Consider the following 18,186-nt stretch of genomic DNA (forward strand, 5'->3'; position numbering starts at 1 on the left):
GAACACGAACCGGCGATTTGCTTTTGTCGCTCTGCTGTCTTTGCTCGTCCTTTCAGGATGCGCGGCTCACGAGCTTCCGGACGATTTGGAAGGGTCCGATGAGATGAAAAAATCGCCATGCGCTTGCTATCAGCTCGAATACAAGCCGGGGGGAGCGTCATGGCAGAAAGTATAACGGGGGTTGGCGGGCACGGTTCCTCCATCGCGTCGGATCCGTACCGCTTCGAAATAGCACACCGTCGTCTGGCATTCGTATTGAGACTGTCTGCGATGACGAACGTCGCGCTCGTAATTGCCGTGATTCTTTTAGTGAATGGGATTGCGGAGTTAGCCCCGCTCAAAGAAACGCAGATAGCGCTTGTTCGCACCTATGGTCCGGACGACCGCCTTTACCGGGTTGAGCCCATAACGGAACAAGTGGAGGGGTTCGTCAACTATCTCGAAAGCCAAACGCAAACCTATGTTCGGCTAGTTCTGGAAGTAGACAAACCAACGCAAGAATCGCGTCATCGAGAAGCGATGCTCATGACGGAAAAGAGATTCTGGAAACAGCTCCGCCAAAATCGGCTTGATACGAAGGAGATGGCAACGGCTCTCAAAAATGGGCTCGTGCGCAGAATTCATGTGAGAACGGCGAGCAAGGTAGAAGGTAAATCAGGCGGATATTTAATGTCGGTCGAGTTCGAGCAGATAGACACGCGTAAGGGCGTTGAGGTCGGCCGCAAAGACCTTCAAGCGTATTTGACAATGATCACTCGGGTCAACGAAGTGCGGGAAGCTGATCGCTATATCAATCCGCTTGGCATTTTGATTACCGACATGGTTGTGAAGGAAAGATCCTGATGAAAACGAAATTGTTCGCGTGCCAAGGGATTGTTTTCGTACTCCTGGCTGTCCTGACCGTCTCGGCGGGAGCCCAGACACCATCTCGCTCAATTCCACGCCCGGCAAACGCACCAGTTACAGAGGTGCAAAAGGTGCAGCGATTGCCAATGCCAGATTCCGTGCTCGATCAAACACGGGAGCAGTTCGACGGTAATTACGGTCAATTGGTGCGGCCACGGTCCCCAGGTCAGATACAGGAACAGTGGGACGAGAGCGACCTAACAGATGCCGTCTATATCACTGCGATATGTGATGGCTGCGTCTATAAGATGCGCCTGCGAGAGTGGGTCGTATCGGTTATCGAGCTGCCGCGCGGTGAACGGATTGGAAGCGCGGATATTGGCGATCCGGATGGCTTCAAAATTCAAACACGCGGAGACAACAGAATGGTGCTCCGCCCGACCGGTGCTGGCTATGACAGCACGTTACTAATTTATGGAGATAGCGGCCGAGTTTACCCGTTCTATCTTCGCGCCGAAGGCTTTAACTCCAAGAACTCCCCCGATGTCGTTTTTCGCATTACGGGCCGGGTGTCGATTGAGGAAGAAATTGCGGTGCCAGGCATTGTGTCGTCCCTCGAGAAAAACGCTGAGCCCGACGCTGTAATTTCACCAACAGACAGTTTGGAAAAGAGTGGGTCTCACCCAGGCCTTGACAAAATTGTTGCCGATTTAACCACAACAAATCCGACTACGCCGAGGGATGATTTCGTGGCGAACGTCGAGTTTGATCCGGCGAAACTTCGCGGATTCGAGGACTATGAAATGTGGGGCGACGACGATTCCTTGGTGCCCGAACGCGTCTACCGCGATGATCATTTCACCTATATCGACTTCGGAGAAAAGTGGAAGGATATGGAGTTGCCGGTTGCCTATGTCGTCGTGGATGAGATCGATGAGACGGTTAATACACGTGTCCAGGGCAAGGTATTTATTGTTGAAAGCACGCGAGAGCTGATTTCGCTGAAGTCCGGCAAGAGCTTCCTTTGCATCAAGTACACGGGGACCTGACATGAGCGCATTCTGTGATATTGCGCTCGCAGTTGGCCTCACCCTAAACGGTTTGTGCGCGACCGGTGTAGTCGAGCGAAGCGAATTCCAATTACCGGCAGACGATCACTCGGCGTATGCATTGCCGACGGTGCCGGTCGAAATAGTAAGACCGGCACCACCACCAAAATTTCCGCCCATCGTCATACGGGAGGCCCCCCGGCCGAAGGCCGAACCAGTTGTCGTGAAGGAGGCTCCGTCACCGCCACCAGATCCGTTGGTGAGCGCTCTGACGGCTCTGTATGATGCACCGCCAAGGCGCTCTGTTCGCGGCCTCGATTTGGTTATGCCAGATCGGCCGATCAACATTGCAAAACCAGTCTCGACGGCGCCTATGAAACCCGTTGAAAGCGCACTGGCACCGACGCACTCAATTAAGACCTCGGATTACGAAGGTGATCGCAGAACGTCGGGATATCCGGTCGATAACAGTAGGATCCTGGCGGCCGATAGGTACATTTCTGTTGTCTTGGAAACCGGGATCAACAGCCAGATTGGCGGGGGATCTACCGGCACAGTCAATGTGCAGGTTTCCCGCGATGTCTATGGATACCACGGGCGCAATGTGCTGGTGCCAAAAGGATCCCGCATAATTTGCAATTACTCAGAGCCCGAGGATTTTGGCTCAAGCCGATTGGCTGTTGAGTGTGAGCGCATCTTGCTCGCGGGACATCGAGCGGAAATTCGAGACCTGGGTAGCCTTCTCGCGGACGTGCAGGGCAGGGCCGGTACTTCTGGCGAAGTAGATGATCGCTTCGGAGAGCGCTATGGCACTGCTTTCTTGCTGACGGGCATTTCGACGGGTGTAGCCTTATCCAGCGCCGTTGCAGGCGCGTCTGATGATGAAGATAGCAATGGCCTCCAATCTGGTCTTGAATCAGGCTCTTCGGAATTGTCGGAGCGGCTAGGGGAAATCAGCGCTGGTGTGCTGGAACGGACACTTGAGCTGAATCCCATAATCACAGTGCCGCAAGGCACACGCCTTCAAATCAGACCGAGGACGGACTGGTACATAGCGAAGATGGAGGATTACTAATGGCGAGGCATTACATAAGTTTTATGTTTTTTGTAATTGCTGGTCTGATGATCTTTGTCATGCCGGTGTCTTCACAAACACAAAGGGGGAAAACCGAAGACACCCAAGCGGGGGAAATAGGCGAGGCCGTCCAGGAACATACGAAAAAGATCGATATCGATCTGCGCCCGAATGCGCCGATTGAGATCCCAGAAGAAGATCCGGTGATGTTCGAGATGAACTTCGAAAAAGTACCGCATATTCCGAGTCATCTAACCCGAGGCGTGACTGTTGATGCCTATTCGCGCTTTGTCCAGGTTGACGACAAAAAGGTAGCTCAGCTTGTCATGTCGGGGGTGCGCAAAGGCGAGAAAGCGGAAACCCTAACAACAGACAATTTTTACGCACAGTTTGAGCTTTCAAACCCTGCACTCAGCAGCGCCGAAAAGGTCACGGTCGAGGGCGATCATTACGAGCTTCTTGAGGCTCTGAAAAGGCTTGTTGTCAAAGAAGAGGAAGGAGAGACAGAAGAGAAACAGGAAGCTGCAGGCGACGACGAGCAAGCGGTCGTCGGGAGCAATAGCGGCTCGAACAACGACGCGGCGGGTTATCAGTCACCGGATCCAATAAAAAAATCACCTGCTGAAGCACCTTCAATATCGGTAGAGGTCGTGACGGACGGGTGTCCAATTCGTGTCGATATCGGCCAACTGGTAGCCGTTCAGCAAAGCAAAGTGGTGACGGTCGAAGGGAGCGATCGCACGGAAACACTCTGCGAAGACGGGAACGCACGATATCCGCTCGAACGGTCATATGCCTCATGCCCGGATCGGGTTGATTTAAATGCGCGAACGGCAACGGCGCAGTTTGAGCTTTATTATACAGGGCCAGGCGGCGGCCGTGTAACGGCACAAGATTGTGTTGATGACGAAGACAAAACATACGAAATCGTAGAACTACATGATGGGTGTCCGGTCTTTCTGGATTACGCGTCTCTTCTCGCGGTGCCGCAAGCAACGCTTGGCTACGCCGATGACGTAAATGCAACCGTCGAGGTGCGCGGCTGTGCCGCGTCAGAAACCAAACAGGCCGTGCCGTTGGTTCCTACCACGGATGGATGCGCAGTGCGGCACGCCTTTGATGAAGAGCTTTCCTATCAGCAGGGCCACCATCAATACACTTTGGACGGTGTGACCTGGGATGCCGGCTCTTGCATCGATAACGGCGACACATTTTCACATGTGCAGACATTTGTTGATGAGGGCGGGCGACGCGTTTGTGAGCCCATTGTTGATGACGTCAGTCAAACGGTCACTGAGCAATACCGATTACAGATCACCGTCGAAGGGGTTGATTCCTACATCACGGAATGCAGGCCCGCGGCAGGCAATCTATTGCTTAGCAGCACAACAGACGGATGCGAGGATCCGGCAACCTGGGACCATGATCTGACATCCGGGATCTCATATAACAAGATCCGTGAATATTATATGAGAAACGGTGAGCGTGAGTATATCAACGAATGCATCACCGGAACCCGGACCTACACGCACAATATTGAGCTTGCGGGCTGGCTTACTGATGATGGCTCTCTGACGGCCCAACGGCTGCATAAAGTTTCAATCAATGCTCCCTCGGGAACATATGTCATCAGTGAGTCGGAGCTGCTGTCGGGAGCACCTGCAGAGCCTTATTCAAGAGACCGGGTAAAGCTGGAACTTACTGGTGTCAGTACCTACGAAGGGTGCGCCGCAATCCGGGCCACACGGAGTATTGCTGTCTATTCGCGCCCGGATAATTCCGAATACTTAAAAGATGAAGGGGTCGGGACGCCGGTTCGCGAAGGGAATATCTGCCAGGAAACCAACGCCGGGTATAAGACCTATAAGGTGGGAGAGGAAAGTACGTGTTCACAACAGAACCATAACGATACCTCGACTATTACGATCTTCAGATACGACCTGGTGCGAGTAGCCAGCAAGGTCGTTGTGACGAACGGTGAAACCAACGCGGTTGTCTCAACCAATTATACATGGGCCGGCTCGGCAAATAGGTCGGGAGCTACGTCGAGCTCTGAAACGGACAAGACGTGCAGCGACGTTAGTACGGGCACACAGATGTATAGCGGGTTCGCAACCCCGCCAGCCTGGTAGGCGATCATGGATCGTCTCAGTGAGCGAATTCTAGCGCCGCTTTCCCGGTATTACGCGGATCCTAAAACAGTCGAACTTCGCATTTCGCGACCACACCACGTCGTTGTGGAACGTCGAGGAGTCGGCAAGGAGGAATTCGAAGACGGTGAGCTTTCGCGCGGTGCAATTGAATCAATTGCCCGGTCTCTAGCCAACAAGAACGGTCTTGTTTTTGATGGCGAGGAGAACGTGAAGCTCTCCTGTGTTTTATCGGGCGGTCATCGCTTCGAGTGTCTTGTTGGAAACTCAACCCAGAGCGGTGTCAGTTTAGCTGTGCGCTGCAAACATCCATTTGAGCCGCAATGGGACCAGTGGGGCGTTTCGGAAGAGACACAGGCCTACATCGAGACGGCCGTCTCGAAAGAGGCAAACATTATCGTCTCTGGAGCGACCAACACTGGAAAGACGACCCTATTGAATATGTTGTTGGCAACGCTTCCACCAGATCGGCGCGTCGTCGCCATGGAAGATACCCCCGAACTCCACCTAGGGCGGTTCTTCGATGGTATCGGGCTTCTGGCGTCCCGTGAGGAGCAAAAAGGCGCCGGGATGGTGGGGTGGCGTGAACTGTATGACCACACGATGCGTATTACGCCGGATCATATCGTGTTGGGGGAGATAAGCACCCAAAACGCCTTTGCTGCGCTGGCAGCGTTAAACTCCGGCGTTACTGGCTTTATGTGTACGATTCACGCCGAAAGCCCCCAGCAGGTTATCCACCGAAAATTCGATCAGAACGTGGCCTGGTCAGGTGCCTCGATGCCACGCATACCGGAATTCCTTCAAGAACTTGTTGATGTGATCATTCAGATCAAGCGCTCTTCGGATGGGTTTAGAAGGGTCTCAGACATATATGAGGCGCGGAATGACCGGTACGTGATCAAGGACGGTCAAACTGTTGATGGTGGACGCTAACAATGGTTCGTCATCGCGTCTTTCTCGTGCTCATCTTTAGCGCCGTCGTTGCCAGCATTTTGTATCAATGGTGGTTACTGGTCGGCTTTGATCCCGCTGACAAGCGTTGGTGGGAATGGCTGCTTTCCAACCTAAAGAAAAGTGGTGGGCTGCCAGCCGGAATGGATAACTCCGTTCTGTATGCCGGTATCGTCGGCGCATTGATTATGGCTCTCGGGTCGATCTTGTTGCCCCAGGCTGGATCAAAAACAAAAAGCGGTGAGTTCGCGGCGAAAGCCCTTCATGGGACGGCGTCCTGGGCGCGTGTTTCCGATCTGCGCAAGGCCGGCCTTTTTGCTAAGCGCGGGATACAAGTTGGGGGATGGAAGAGGCGGTTTCGCAGGGCAAAACCCTTGCGACATGATGGCCCGGAGCATGTCTTGTGCTTCGCCCCGACACGATCAGGGAAGGGGGTCTCATTAATTATTCCAACGCTTCTTTCATGGCCTGACACGGCGATCATTCTAGACATTAAGGGTGAAAACTATCAACTCACTGCTGGCTATAGAGCCCAGATAGGTCAGCGGATAATTCGGTTCGATCCAACGGCGCTGGCCCCATTTGCGCGATTCAATCCATTGGCCGAAATACGCCTTGGCTCCGGTCGTGAGATCCAGGACGCGCAGAACATTGCTCTTACCCTGATCGACCCAGAGGGGAAGGGGCTTAAAGACCACTGGATGCGTGAAGGCGCGTCTTGGCTTACCGGCGCAATCCTACATGTCTTGTTCAGGAACCATCAGTGTGTAGGGCGCCCTGCGTCGCTCAATGATGTTCGCGGTTTCCTTTCGCAAAGTGCGGACGAAGGTAAATCAGAAAATGAAGATCCGATGGATGCATTGCTCGATGCAATGTTGACGTTCGATCATGGTGATCCGGTAATCGACCGCGAAGTCGAGGCTGCAGCGAAGATTATGCGGTTGAAGGACTGGAAAGAGCGAAGCGGCGTTCATTCAACGGCGTTGGCGTCGCTCAGTCTCCTGTCCGATCCAATCCTGGCACGCAATACAGAAGCATCGGATTTCGCGATCAGCGATTTGGCCGGTGATCAAAAAACGTCATTCTACCTAGTTATCCCGCCCTCGGATCTGGAACGGCTTCGGCCCATTACGCGGATCATCTTTGCAATGATCCTGCGGAGACTGACGGAAACACTCGACGGCCGAATTGCCGAAAGAAAGATCCTTTTGCTGATGGATGAATTCACATCCCTCGGGAAAATTGATGTGTTCGAAACGTCTCTTGCCTATCTCGCTGGCTATGGCGTGAAAGCATTTCTGTTCGTGCAAGATTTGCAGATGCTCAAGGGAATCTATGGGCAACAAGAGGCAATCACGAGCAACTGTCATGTTCAGATTGCGTTCGCGCCGAACCGGTATGAGACAGCGAAAACCGTGTCGGATATGGCGGGTAGAGCAACTGTCATTCAGTCGCGTCGTTCGGCGTCGGGCTCTATTGGTGGGTGTGGGTCAGTAAGTCAAAGCGAGACTGAGACAGGACGATCGCTGCTGACTCCAGACGAAGCGATGCGTTTGGGGCGGATAAGGAAGAACTGGCTGTCTCGGTCTTTACCCGGCGAATGGCTTAAAAAACGCTTCGGCGGCATGTCGCCAGGTGAAGCGATTCTGCTTGTGGCGGGCAGCCGGCCGATCCGTGGCGTTCAGCTTCTCTATTTTCAAAATCGAGCCTTGCGCAAGCGCGCATCCATTCCTGCACCATCGGTCGCGATGGTCCATGAAGTTGGGTAAAACTAATGTCGGATATTTATGATCCAATCGATGAATTCGCGTCTGCTCTTCACGAAAATGGATTCAGATTAGAGGCCCGACCGGTAATGGATTCCGCCTGGCACCGGGCGCCGGTCGAAGGCGATAAGCCAGGTACAACATCCGGATCTTATCGTGGCTTCCTGGATGATGGAGTCCCTCGCGGCATTATCAATAACTTCAAGCACGCCGAACCGGTAACGTGGATCGGAAAAGGCGGCAATCTTTCTGCTCCCGCATTGTCGGCACGGCGGGCAGAAATCGCGGCATCAAAGAAGGCGGACGATCATAGCCTTCTTGAGCAACACAAGGCCGTTGCGCGGGTGGCTTACGGGATCTTTGCAAACGCCCGGCCGGCGCCGACGAACCATCCGTATCTGTTAGCAAAGCAGATTGATTCCTTTGGCCTCAAGATCGACAAGAACAATCGTTTGTTGGTCCCGTTACGTGATGAAGATGGATTCCTATGGAGTTTTCAATGGATCGATCCTGACGGTCGGAAGGGGTATTTGAAGGGGTCGAGGAAAGCCGGCCTGTTCCACATTATTGATCCTAACCAGAGCATCAAGAATGGCGGGCACATCATGATCGGAGAAGGGTATTCGACAGCAGCCGCACTTCATGAAGCATCCCGAAGAGCAACAGTCGTCGGATTTGATAGCGGCAATTTGTCCGCCGTTGCCAGCGCGATCCACAAATTGCATCCGGGCCGCACCTTGATCATTGGCGCCGATGATGATCACAACGCGAAAGTTTTCAATGGGGGCATAAAAGGGGCCGAGAAAGCAGTGACTGCAGTTGTCTCTGAAGGCGGCAGCGCGTTCTACGTGGTGCCCCCGTTTACCGATGCTGAAAAAGCAGCCGGCCTTACGGATTGGAACGACTTGCGCCGCGTGCGTGGGATCGATGAATCAATAAAGGCGCTCATCCGCTCTGAATGCGAAGTATCAAAGCAGATTGGTAGCGTTAAAACCCGCCCCGTTAGGTCGATGGTGCGAGAACGTGATTTTGGGCTGTGACAGATGGCTTCGGATCGCCACGTAGCCAAGAGCTATTTGACAGAGGTCGAGCGCGAAAGGCTGTCTGTCTTATCGGCACAGACCGGACTCTCTGCCTCTGAGCTTATAAGACGATTAATTATGGGCGTCCCGCTGCCGTCGCCAGAAGCTCGCGCGGGGTGGGCGAATATTCAGCATCTGCTTCAGCTCAACGCCGATCTCGCCCGGCTCGGCAATTTATTCAAGATGGCTCTGGATGATAAAGAGGAATCCGATTTGGACGCCCGGCTGGACCGCATAGCTGCAGAAATTGAGACGACGAAGGGGATCATTCGTGATGTTGTTTTGAGCATCAGGGGTAAGCTGCAGCCCACCAGGAAGCGCCTCGATGATCGCCAAAAAAGTTAGCAAGAGTGGCGATAGAGGCGAAGACTTCACGCGCCTGGGTGAATATATCGCTGCAGCAAAGGAAACAGGCGAGAAACTCGATCATCTTTGGATGGCAAATTGCGCTGCCGGAGATAGCCCAGAGAGTTTCGAAGCGGCGTTAGCCGAGATTGAAGCCGTCCGTCAGTTAAAGGGCGGAAAGGGCGACCGGACCTATCATTTGATAGTGTCGTTCAGAGACGGCGAGCGGGAAACACTGACGCCAGACAACCTGAAAGAAATAGCTCAGAGCTACGCCGCCGCGTTGGGATTCGGTGACCATCAATATGTTGCCGGCACGCATATCAACACTGACAATTTTCATATGCACGTCGCGTTTAATAAAATTCACCCGGTGACGGGCCGGGTTCACACGCCCTATCGGGACTTCAAGGTCCTGGAGAAAACCAGCCGAGCGATGGAGGCGCAATTTGGGCTAGCGATCGATCGGGGGATGTCTGATCGAGGCGAGGATCCAGAGGGACTTTCGCCAGCGGCGCGGGATTATGAAAGTGAGACGTGGGAAGTCAGCTTTCAGCGTTGGATGATCGAGAACAAAGAGCCACTGAAGAAAATTCTGCAGCAGAGCCGCACCTGGGCGGCTATGCATGCCAGCCTGCAGCAATCTGGTGTGGTGTTGAAACGGCGCGGCGCTGGCTTGGTATTCGCTGACCTGGATGGCCGGCACACCATGAAAGCCTCGTCCTTCGACCGGTCGGCAAGCCTTCGAGGGCTTGAGAGCCGGCTTGGAGGCTTCGAAGAGGCTACCAGAGCCGGAGAAGATCCAGTACGCGAAGAAACATCAAAGAATGGACCTTCTCCGGACAAAGATAATTTTGATCATTGGATCCGCGGCCACAAAACCAATCTGATCGAGGCCCTGCAGAAAAGTGCTACTTGGCATGAACTTCACACAGCGCTCAGGGAATCTGGTGTTCAGCTCAAGAAGCGTGGAGCCGGCTTGGTCTTTGCAGACCTTGGCGGACAGAACACTATCAAAGCCTCTTCGTTGGACCGTAGTGCCAGCAAGAAGAAGCTGGAAGAACGGTTAGGGCCGTTTTTAGGCCCTAACGCCGTCGAACGTCCTGTCGGCCCTGACAGGGGATCTAAGCGCGGGGGAAATATAGGATATAGAAAACTGCCCCTGCTGGCGTTGCCATCAGGCGGAACCGCGTTATGGGACCGCTATATTGCCCGCAAGCGTTCTCTGTTACCGCGTGTGCGAGGGCTCACGGCTCGGAACTGGAAAGCGTTCCTTTTGACCGAAGCTCACACGGACCCCTTAGCCTTTGTGATTGTAGTCGCAAACAGGGAGATGATGAACCTGTTTCTGGGCGTTGGTACTATAGCGCCAGGCGCGCCACGTACCCGCGCCAACGCTGGCAACGGCATTGCAAGAACCCGGAAACAGAATCGTAAGTCGGCGGAGATTGCGAAGGCTGAAGTTCGTTTCATTGAGCAAGGCAGAGCACCGTTCGAGAACAAACCGGGCAAGAGCCAAAGCTACTTCGTGACGGTTGAACGCGATAACGGGAAACGCCACACAATATGGGGCGTTGATCTTAAGCAGGCGATGATTAGAGCCAATCCGAAGCCGGGTGCGGCAATCCGAATTGAGCATACGGGAACAACGCCGGTGCGCCTCCCAAACGGGAAAATTGTCGAACGGAACAGTTGGGTTGTTGAGAATGTTATCGAACGCGATATTTCACGCAAGCCAGGAACAGGTCCGGCTCGCAGCTCAAAAAAGAAATCAAAGCAGCAAGGTAGATCGCAGGGCCGTGAGCGGTGATAGAAAAGTTGTTTGGTCTGAATTCAATTTCAGAATCTTCTTCCCACCCTGCAGCGCCTGATGGTCTATTCGGCCGGCGGCGACCCAAAGCGGTCAGTATTTGTTATGTCGGCTTGCTCAGGTTCCAGGTTCTTAATGTTTATCTGATTCAGCTCAATGGCCGTTCAGTCGATTTCCACGGATGCTCATAGATTCGATGATGCGGAGTAGGTCTCCGGAGTTAATCTGATCGGCATTCGCGTCGATCCGCCCGAGGCCGTCTGTTGCGACGAGCAGTGCGAGGCGTGCACTTCCGGCCTTGCCCAAGCCGTCTCCGCACCCATCCTCGGACGGATCAAAGCGATTCTGCCCTATAAGGGTTATGACGCTTGGGCGGACCTTTTTGCGAGGGGATTAAGCCCGTCATACTGATGAAGTAGGAAAACTCTACCCTCAATCGATGCGAAGAAGAGGTTCAGAGCACCAAACCTTAAGATATGCCGTTCATCGGATCAGATTCTCGTTGGCAGGCTGAGTGGTCAACGAACAAAGCATCGCACTGTACGGTCGATAGGTAACCAGCCCGGCCCAAAATGATCGCTTGAACCTATAGTAGCTATAGGTACTAGATTTCTCATTGCGGCAGATTTAGGTGAGGGGGCAGAAAGCGATGCAGGGTTGGTTATCTGCTTGTAGACGGCTCGTCGAGCTAGGTGGGGCCGCTGCAGCATTGATTTTCTTGCCAGCACTCATTCTTGTGTCGGGCTACGACATCGTCGGACGGCGGCTTTTTCATTTCAGCTCGACCTTATTGCAGGAGCTTGCCTGGCATTTCTTCTTCGGTTGCGTGATGTTCGCCATTGGATACACCTATATTCAAGAGCGCCATGTCCGAGTTGATATTCTGCGTGAACGCCTCCCTGCCCGTATAAAAAGAAGGCTCGAGCGTATCTTGTTGACGGTGCTCCTTCTTCCGTTTTGTCTTATATTATTCTGGTTTGGCGCAGAAATGACTTGGCTTTCTTTTGTTCAGGGAGAAGGGTCTCGCGCAGCTATGGGGCTATCCGCCCGGTGGATAGTCAAGTCTGCGCTGCCAGTCTGCGCTCTGCTCCTGTTCTTGGCGGGTATCTACCGTTTTGCCTTTCCGACGATTGATCGAGGAAGCGAGCTATGATCTTGGTGGATTACCTCCCCCATCTCATGCTGATAGTTCTTGCCCTCCTACTAATGTCGGGCTTTCCCGTTGGGGCTATTCTTGCTGGGGTTGGAGTTGGCTTTGGGTTGCTCGGTGTTGTTATTGGTGAGTATCCGGTTCAGTCACTCTTCCTCATTCCGAGTAAGATTTACATGTCTATCGGTGAGAATCTAACCTATCCGGCTGTACCGATGCTGTTATTCATGGGCGTTGCGCTTGAAGTCAGTGGCGCTGCGCGAGAACTGCTCCTGTGTTTACAGCGTATTTTAGGCCGCGCGCCCGGGAGCATGTGCGTATCGGTGATCTTGATTGGCCTGCTGCTGGCGCCACTTGCCGGCGTGATTGGGGCTTCAGTCGCTACTATCGCCGCCGCTGCCTTACCAACCATGATGGCCCAGCGTTATCGTCCTGAAGTCGCCAGCGGCGTTATCGCGGCCGCCGGGACGCTTGGGGTGATAGCACCGCCAGCGATTATGTTGTTCTTCCTGTCGGATGCAATGGAGTTGACGATTGGCAGTATGTTTCTAGCGCCAATCTTGCCTATACTGTGCTTGGCGGGGGCCTTCATTTGTTATTTTATTGTAATTGATGTGCTGCGCCCACGTTCCGGTGCGGCAGCCATGCCGTCCGAAAATGGACGCTCAATACTTATTTATCTTATTCGAAGCCTGGTTCTGCCGGTCGGACTCATAGCATTGGTGCTTGGCTCTATCGTCGCGGGGTGGGTGTCGCCGACAGAGTCGGCGGCTGTCGGGGCCATCGGCGGCGGTGCGATGATCTTTTTATACCGCGGGTTTGATCTGGCCCTACTACGTCAAGCCTTGGTTCGCACGATGGTGATCACCGGAATGGTGTTTTTCGTGGTCCTAGGAGCTGGAATCTTCTCGTTGGTGTTCCGGTTTTATGGAGGAGACGACATAGCGATTGGCTTGTTCGAAGATCTATCGATCGGCGATTTTGGTGTGCTGGCCGTCGTGTTGATTATTTTATTTGTGCTAGGCTTTTTCATCGATTGGATCGAGATCACTCTAGTCTCATTGCCAATTCTCTACCCGGCAATAAGCCAGCTTGATTTTTCTGCATATGTTGGATCCGAACAACTGGCCCGACTCTGGATTGGCGCTCTCGTTGCCTTGGTTCTTCAGACTTCCTTTTTGACCCCACCCTTTGGTTTTGCGCTTTTCTTTCTCAAAGGCGCGGCTCCTGACAGCATTCGAATGGCGCAGATTTACCGTGGCGTTATCCCACTCGTTGCGATCCAGCTTTTAATGATAGCCGCGGTGCTGATGTTTCCCGCACTGGTAACCATACTACCGAAAGCCGTTTTGGGGATTTGACGCCAGAACCGTAAACACCGATTGGCTCTATCGAGCGCAGACTCGGATGACCGAATAATGGAAATGCTGCCAAATGGGCTAGGAAGCATCAGCGTTTGAAGTATCCGCAAGACTCTCGATAATACGGCACTCAGAAATATTTACGCTGCTACAGGAGTCGATCATTCGTTCGAGCTCTAGTTTAAGTCCTGAGAATCGAGCGATGCGACGGTTGATCTCTTCGAGGTGGGATTTGGCTATTTCTGTTACAACCTCGCATCCTTGACTTGGTTGAGCTGTAAGGGCCAAAAGCTCGATTATGGCGTTCTGACGAAAACCCAAATCTCGGCAATGTTGAATAAACTGGAGTCTCTTAACGTGCTCCGGCCCATATCGCCGTTGATTGCCACTAGTGCGACTAACCGCAGGCATCATCCCAATCTGTTCATAGTACCGAATGGTTGGAACCTTGCACCGCGTTGTTTCGGAAAGCTGACCGATTGAAAGCTCAACGGCCATAGTGACCCCCCCTTGAAGCTATATTGACTAGAGAGCGTAGGCTTGCAGGGCGCTTCTATGGAAGTGGAAAATCAGGTTTTTTCAGCATAGCCAGTGCGGGGGACAGGCACTTTTGAAGCTACTCGATTGTAGGAGGAAAGGTGCGCCGAGCTCACTTTAAGCACGAGTCGAGTCTCAATGGGAGTCGGAGGAGCACCGAGCTACATAGAAGGACAACTCGATCAATAAAGGCGGGGCGTCTTCTAGCGCTTTTCTTCCTCATGATCGAGCCATCGCCGATACGATCGGCCTGCGCGGACAAATCCGTCTGCCTGATAACATCGCCGAGGAAATTGCCGTTTGTGTTTCAAACAGGCGGGATATTTCTCTTCACTTCTGAATGTCTAGGCAAGCTATCGCGCTGCGAACGACCTATCCTAAGAAGATGGACTGGCCTGATCGAGTGCGACCGGATGAATCGTGTTTAACAAGTGCGAATTTCCTCTTGAAGCTCTAGTCGCTGTAGCAACTACATATTCTGCACTATCGGGAAAACGAGGCTGGGTCATGCAAGAACACTCGAGACAAACTTACTGCTCTGACAAAGCGAGCGGTCAATGCAGTCACAAGCCTGGCCACAATGATGATGGCGTGGACAGGTGCTGCAGTACCAACCGCGGTATGGTGACTTCACTGGGCGAAGTATCCGGTCGCAGTTTCTTGGTAACCGGCCTGGATTGCGCTGAGGAGGTGTCAATTCTGAAAAAGGTTGTTGGGCCTGAAGTCGGCGGGCCCGAACATCTGGCCTTCGACGTCATCAACGGGCGCATGACGGTGCTCGACACGGCCGGCGATGCCTCCGACAACCGCATTGTCGAGGCGGTTGCCGGCACGGGCATGAGCGCCCGTCCGTGGGATGCGGACAATGCCGAGGCCGACCGGGCCGCGCATCTGCTGCAGCAGGGACGGTTCACGGCGCTGAGCGGCGGCTTCTGGGCGGCGGGGTTCCTTTATCACATCGTCGAGACGGGCCTGGGTGGCGCGCTCGGGCTATTCGCCGGCCATGGCGAGGCGCCGATGCCGCTGACCGAGGTGACGTTATTTGGCCTGGCGATCCTGTTCGGTGTCTGGCTCGTCGCGCCCAAGGCGTGGTCATCGGCCCGCAGGGTCTCGCCCGACATGAACCTCTTGATGGTAGTCGCCGTCGCCGGCGCGATCGGGCTCGGCGAGTTCTTCGAGGCGGCGACCGTGGCCTTCTTCTTCGCGCTTTCGCTCTATCTAGAAAGCTGGAGTGTGGGGCGTGCGCGCAATGCCGTCGCGGCGTTGCTCGATCTCGCCCCGCCCTCGGCGCGGGTGATCCGCGACGACGGGGTCGAAGCGGTCGTGCCGGCTGAACGGGTTGCCGTGGGCGACCGATTCGTCGTGCGTGGTGGTGATCGCGTCCCACTCGACGGCGTGGTGACAGACGGTGCGGGTGCGGTCGATCAGGCGCCGATCACGGGCGAGAGCGCGCTTGTCCCCAAGGGACCGGGCGATGACGTTTACGCCGGCACGATCAACGGTGAGGGCACGCTGACAGTGCGGGCCACGAAGGTTGCGTCCGACACGGTGCTCGCGAAGATTGTCCGCATGGTGGGGGACGCACATTCCCGCCGCGCCGAGGTGGAGCAGTGGGTGACGCGGTTTGCCCGTGTCTACACTCCCGCCGTGATGGCGCTGGCGGTCGCAATCGCGTTGCTGCCGCCACTCATTGCGGGCGGGGCTTGGGGCTTCTGGTTCTACAACGCGCTGGTGCTTTTGGTCATCGCCTGCCCCTGCGCGCTGGTGATATCTACGCCGGTCTCCATCGTTGCGGCGCTCACCGCCTCGGCGCGGGGCGGCGTGCTGATCAAGGGTGGCGCCTATGTCGAGGCGCCGGCGCGCACCACGGCTCTAGCGCTCGACAAGACCGGTACGATAACAGAAGGCAAGCCCGAGGTGGCCGCCGTGTATCCGCTCGGAGGTACGTCGGAGGCCGATCTGCTCGCCGTCGCCGCATCGCTAGAGGCGCGCTCCTCGCACCCGCTAGCGCGCGCTATTCTGGACCGCGCCGGTTCGCAAGTGACTGCCGCCGAGGATACCCGCACGGTGCCGGGCCGCGGCCTCGAAGGCCATTTCCGGAGCCGCGCGGTCTGGCTCGGCTCCGACCGCTTCGCCGCCGAGAAGGGGGTTGCCGAAGCGATCCCCGCCGACCTGCGTGAGCGGATCGAAGCTGCGGGCGCGACCATGGTCGTCGTGGGCGACGACGGCGGAGTGCTTGGCTTGCTCGAACTGCGCGACCGCATTCGCCCCGACGCCAAGGGCATCGTGGCGCGACTGCACGCCCAGGGCGTCAAGACCATAGTCATGCTGACCGGTGACAACGAACGCACCGCACGCGCGGTCGCCGCCGAGGTCGGTATCGACGAGGTGCGCGCCGAGCTTCTGCCTGAAGACAAGGTCGAGGCGATCGAGAAGTTGGTTGCGTCGCACGAGATGGTGGCGATGGTCGGCGACGGAGTGAACGACGCCCCAGCCATGGCGCGAGCTCATTACGGCATCGCCATGGGCGCGGTCGGTTCCGATGCAGCCATCGAGACGGCGGACATCGCCCTGATGACCGACGACATCGGCAGGATTCCCTGGCTCATAGGCCATTCGCGCCGCACGATCAGCATCATCCGCCAGAATATCGGCCTCTCGCTCGCGACGAAAGCGCTTTTCGTTGGGCTGACTGCGTTCGGCATGGCCTCGATGTGGGGCGCGATCGCGGCTGATGTGGGTGTATCGCTGCTCGTCGTGGCCAATGCGCTGCGCCTTTTGAACGGCCATCGGGTCAACGACGGCCCATCCGGCGGTGAACCGGCGGGCGAGAAGGTGACGAAAGGGGCGCTGGCGCATGGTCGTTGATCCGGCGTTGTCGGGAGAGTAGCGTCTGACCACTACCAGACCCTGTAAAATGGGGCGTCTCTTGCTGTTGGGTGGATTGGCCACCTCCCTGTCAGGCTGTGCCAGCAAGTTTCGGCCGTACAATGGACCCGACGTGACCCGATTGCGCATGTACAAGGCACAGCGGTTGCTGTTCCTTAACGGGGCCGTCGGCGTGTTTCGGACCTATCCCATCGGATTGGACTTCGCACCCGAGGCCACAAGCAGCTCGAGGGTGACGGACGCAGCCCAAAAACAGGGAGTCCCGGAACGAGGCGAGCGGACGCGCGTTTCGCCTATGCAGAGAGGGAGCGACGTCCTTTCTCCGCACTGAGCGGCAGCGAGATTTAAGGTAAACACCTCCAAGAGAAAAAGACCTTAGATCCGGAGATCCATCGTGGGATGCACCAATCAAGGTCTGGTTTCAGGGCAAGATAGGCTTATCCGTTGAACAGCCGAGTTTAGCTAATGTCTGACATCTAGGAATGATTCTTGATGCGATCTATTCGCCAAGAACTCGTCGACGTTCCTCAAACTCTTCCGTGTCGATTTCACCCTTGGCGAAACGCTCTTTAAGGATTTCGAGGGGCGTTCTAACGGCCGCGTGCGCGTGATGAGCGGCGCCATGGCCGGTTCCACCGAGCCAGCGCACCATAAAAACGACCACGGCCACGGCGACGGCGATGAATACGATCATCATGATAGGCCCTAAAAACCATCCGTGCCAACCGCCCGACCACATGTGCGGACCGTAATTGGGAATTTGCGCTTGTTGGGCAAGGGCCAGTGGTGACGTTGCCAGCCCCGCCACCACGCCAACCATCGCGAATGTGTATTTTAGCATGACTAAACCCTCTTGAGTTCACGGAGGCAATGCAAGCAATCCGTTTCGACTATTGAACCGCCTGCATGCGCCCCGTGTGACGGTCGACGTCGATCTTCCGAACCAACGAGCCGTCCTTGGTCACGATTTCGGCAACGATGGTATCGGCGTCTTTTTCCGTAATCTTTCCGACTTTCAGGTTCGGGTTCCCAGCCCAGGTGACACGATGCTCCATCATGTGCTTGACCTCGTCGGTGGTCAGGTCGCGCCGCAAAGGCTGCATCTGCTCGTAACCGGATCTACCCATCATCGGCATCTGACCCATCATGCCACGGTCCATCATCGGCATCTG

The 18,186-nt window shown here is 55.2% G+C and carries 15 protein-coding genes; 12 read left to right on the forward strand and 3 right to left on the reverse strand.

Annotated features, from left to right (window positions below):
* Positions 1-159 precede the first annotated feature (159 nt).
* The 11 genes from K328_RS0100450 (at position 160) to K328_RS0100505 (ending at position 13,588) form a co-directional block, all read left to right on the forward strand.
* On the forward strand, positions 160-843 hold the full coding sequence (locus tag K328_RS0100450; RefSeq protein ID WP_169721151.1) for a VirB8/TrbF family protein: 684 nt from the start codon (positions 160-162) through the stop codon (positions 841-843).
* Complete coding sequence (locus K328_RS0100455; RefSeq protein WP_028464293.1) at positions 843-1,895, forward strand: TrbG/VirB9 family P-type conjugative transfer protein; 1,053 nt, start codon at positions 843-845, stop codon at positions 1,893-1,895. The genes K328_RS0100450 and K328_RS0100455 overlap by 1 nt, the downstream gene beginning before the upstream one ends.
* Position 1,896: 1 nt before the next feature.
* The gene (locus K328_RS0100460) at positions 1,897-2,970 is read left to right on the forward strand and encodes a TraB/TrbI/VirB10 family type IV secretion system protein (protein WP_028464294.1); all 1,074 of its coding nucleotides are present in this window, start codon (positions 1,897-1,899) and stop codon (positions 2,968-2,970) included.
* A complete protein-coding gene (locus K328_RS0100465; RefSeq protein ID WP_156901133.1) occupies positions 2,970-5,102 on the forward strand; it encodes a hypothetical protein in 2,133 nt (710 codons plus the stop codon). Before K328_RS0100460 ends, K328_RS0100465 begins: the two co-directional genes overlap by 1 nt.
* 6 nt (positions 5,103-5,108) lie before the next feature.
* Complete coding sequence (locus K328_RS0100470; protein WP_028464296.1) at positions 5,109-6,056, forward strand: CpaF/VirB11 family protein; 948 nt, start codon at positions 5,109-5,111, stop codon at positions 6,054-6,056.
* A 2-nt stretch (positions 6,057-6,058) separates the two neighbouring features.
* On the forward strand, positions 6,059-7,843 hold the full coding sequence (locus K328_RS0100475; RefSeq protein ID WP_028464297.1) for a type IV secretory system conjugative DNA transfer family protein: 1,785 nt from the start codon (positions 6,059-6,061) through the stop codon (positions 7,841-7,843).
* Positions 7,844-7,848: 5 nt separating this feature from the next.
* Positions 7,849-8,880: a toprim domain-containing protein gene (locus tag K328_RS25450; RefSeq protein ID WP_084608020.1), complete on the forward strand. Its 1,032-nt coding sequence runs from the start codon at positions 7,849-7,851 to the stop codon at positions 8,878-8,880.
* Between the two features lie 3 nt (positions 8,881-8,883).
* Positions 8,884-9,267 carry a plasmid mobilization protein gene (locus K328_RS25455; RefSeq protein ID WP_051284220.1) on the forward strand — a complete coding sequence of 128 codons (384 nt, stop codon included), beginning with the start codon at positions 8,884-8,886 and terminating at the stop codon, positions 9,265-9,267.
* Complete coding sequence (gene traI, locus K328_RS26820) at positions 9,248-11,077, forward strand: TraI/MobA(P) family conjugative relaxase (protein ID WP_028464299.1); 1,830 nt, start codon at positions 9,248-9,250, stop codon at positions 11,075-11,077. The genes K328_RS25455 and traI overlap by 20 nt, the downstream gene beginning before the upstream one ends.
* Before the next feature lie 649 nt (positions 11,078-11,726).
* Positions 11,727-12,230 carry a TRAP transporter small permease subunit gene (locus tag K328_RS0100500; protein ID WP_028464300.1) on the forward strand — a complete coding sequence of 168 codons (504 nt, stop codon included), beginning with the start codon at positions 11,727-11,729 and terminating at the stop codon, positions 12,228-12,230.
* Positions 12,227-13,588, forward strand: a complete 1,362-nt coding sequence (locus tag K328_RS0100505) for a TRAP transporter large permease (protein ID WP_028464301.1) — start codon at positions 12,227-12,229, stop codon at positions 13,586-13,588. The genes K328_RS0100500 and K328_RS0100505 overlap by 4 nt, the downstream gene beginning before the upstream one ends.
* Positions 13,589-13,666: 78 nt before the next feature.
* Here K328_RS0100505 and K328_RS26240 read toward each other — a convergent pair whose 3' ends face one another.
* Positions 13,667-14,086 carry a MerR family transcriptional regulator gene (locus K328_RS26240; RefSeq protein ID WP_084608021.1) on the reverse strand — a complete coding sequence of 140 codons (420 nt, stop codon included), beginning with the start codon at positions 14,084-14,086 and terminating at the stop codon, positions 13,667-13,669.
* Positions 14,087-14,785: 699 nt separating this feature from the next.
* Between K328_RS26240 and K328_RS0100510 the strand changes: the two genes are divergently transcribed.
* On the forward strand, positions 14,786-16,993 hold the full coding sequence (locus K328_RS0100510; protein WP_245577360.1) for a heavy metal translocating P-type ATPase: 2,208 nt from the start codon (positions 14,786-14,788) through the stop codon (positions 16,991-16,993).
* Positions 16,994-17,513: 520 nt separating this feature from the next.
* Here the strand turns inward: K328_RS0100510 and K328_RS0100520 are convergent.
* Together K328_RS0100520 and K328_RS0100525 are read right to left on the reverse strand one after the other, a co-directional pair.
* A complete protein-coding gene (locus K328_RS0100520) occupies positions 17,514-17,855 on the reverse strand; it encodes an SHOCT domain-containing protein (RefSeq protein WP_205620558.1) in 342 nt (113 codons plus the stop codon).
* 49 nt (positions 17,856-17,904) lie between these two features.
* The coding region (locus K328_RS0100525) for a hypothetical protein (RefSeq protein WP_028464304.1) at positions 17,905-18,186 on the reverse strand (282 nt) is incomplete at its 5' end.

This window comes from Nisaea denitrificans DSM 18348 (genome assembly GCF_000426505.1).
Lineage (GTDB): Bacteria > Pseudomonadota > Alphaproteobacteria > Thalassobaculales > Thalassobaculaceae > Nisaea > Nisaea denitrificans.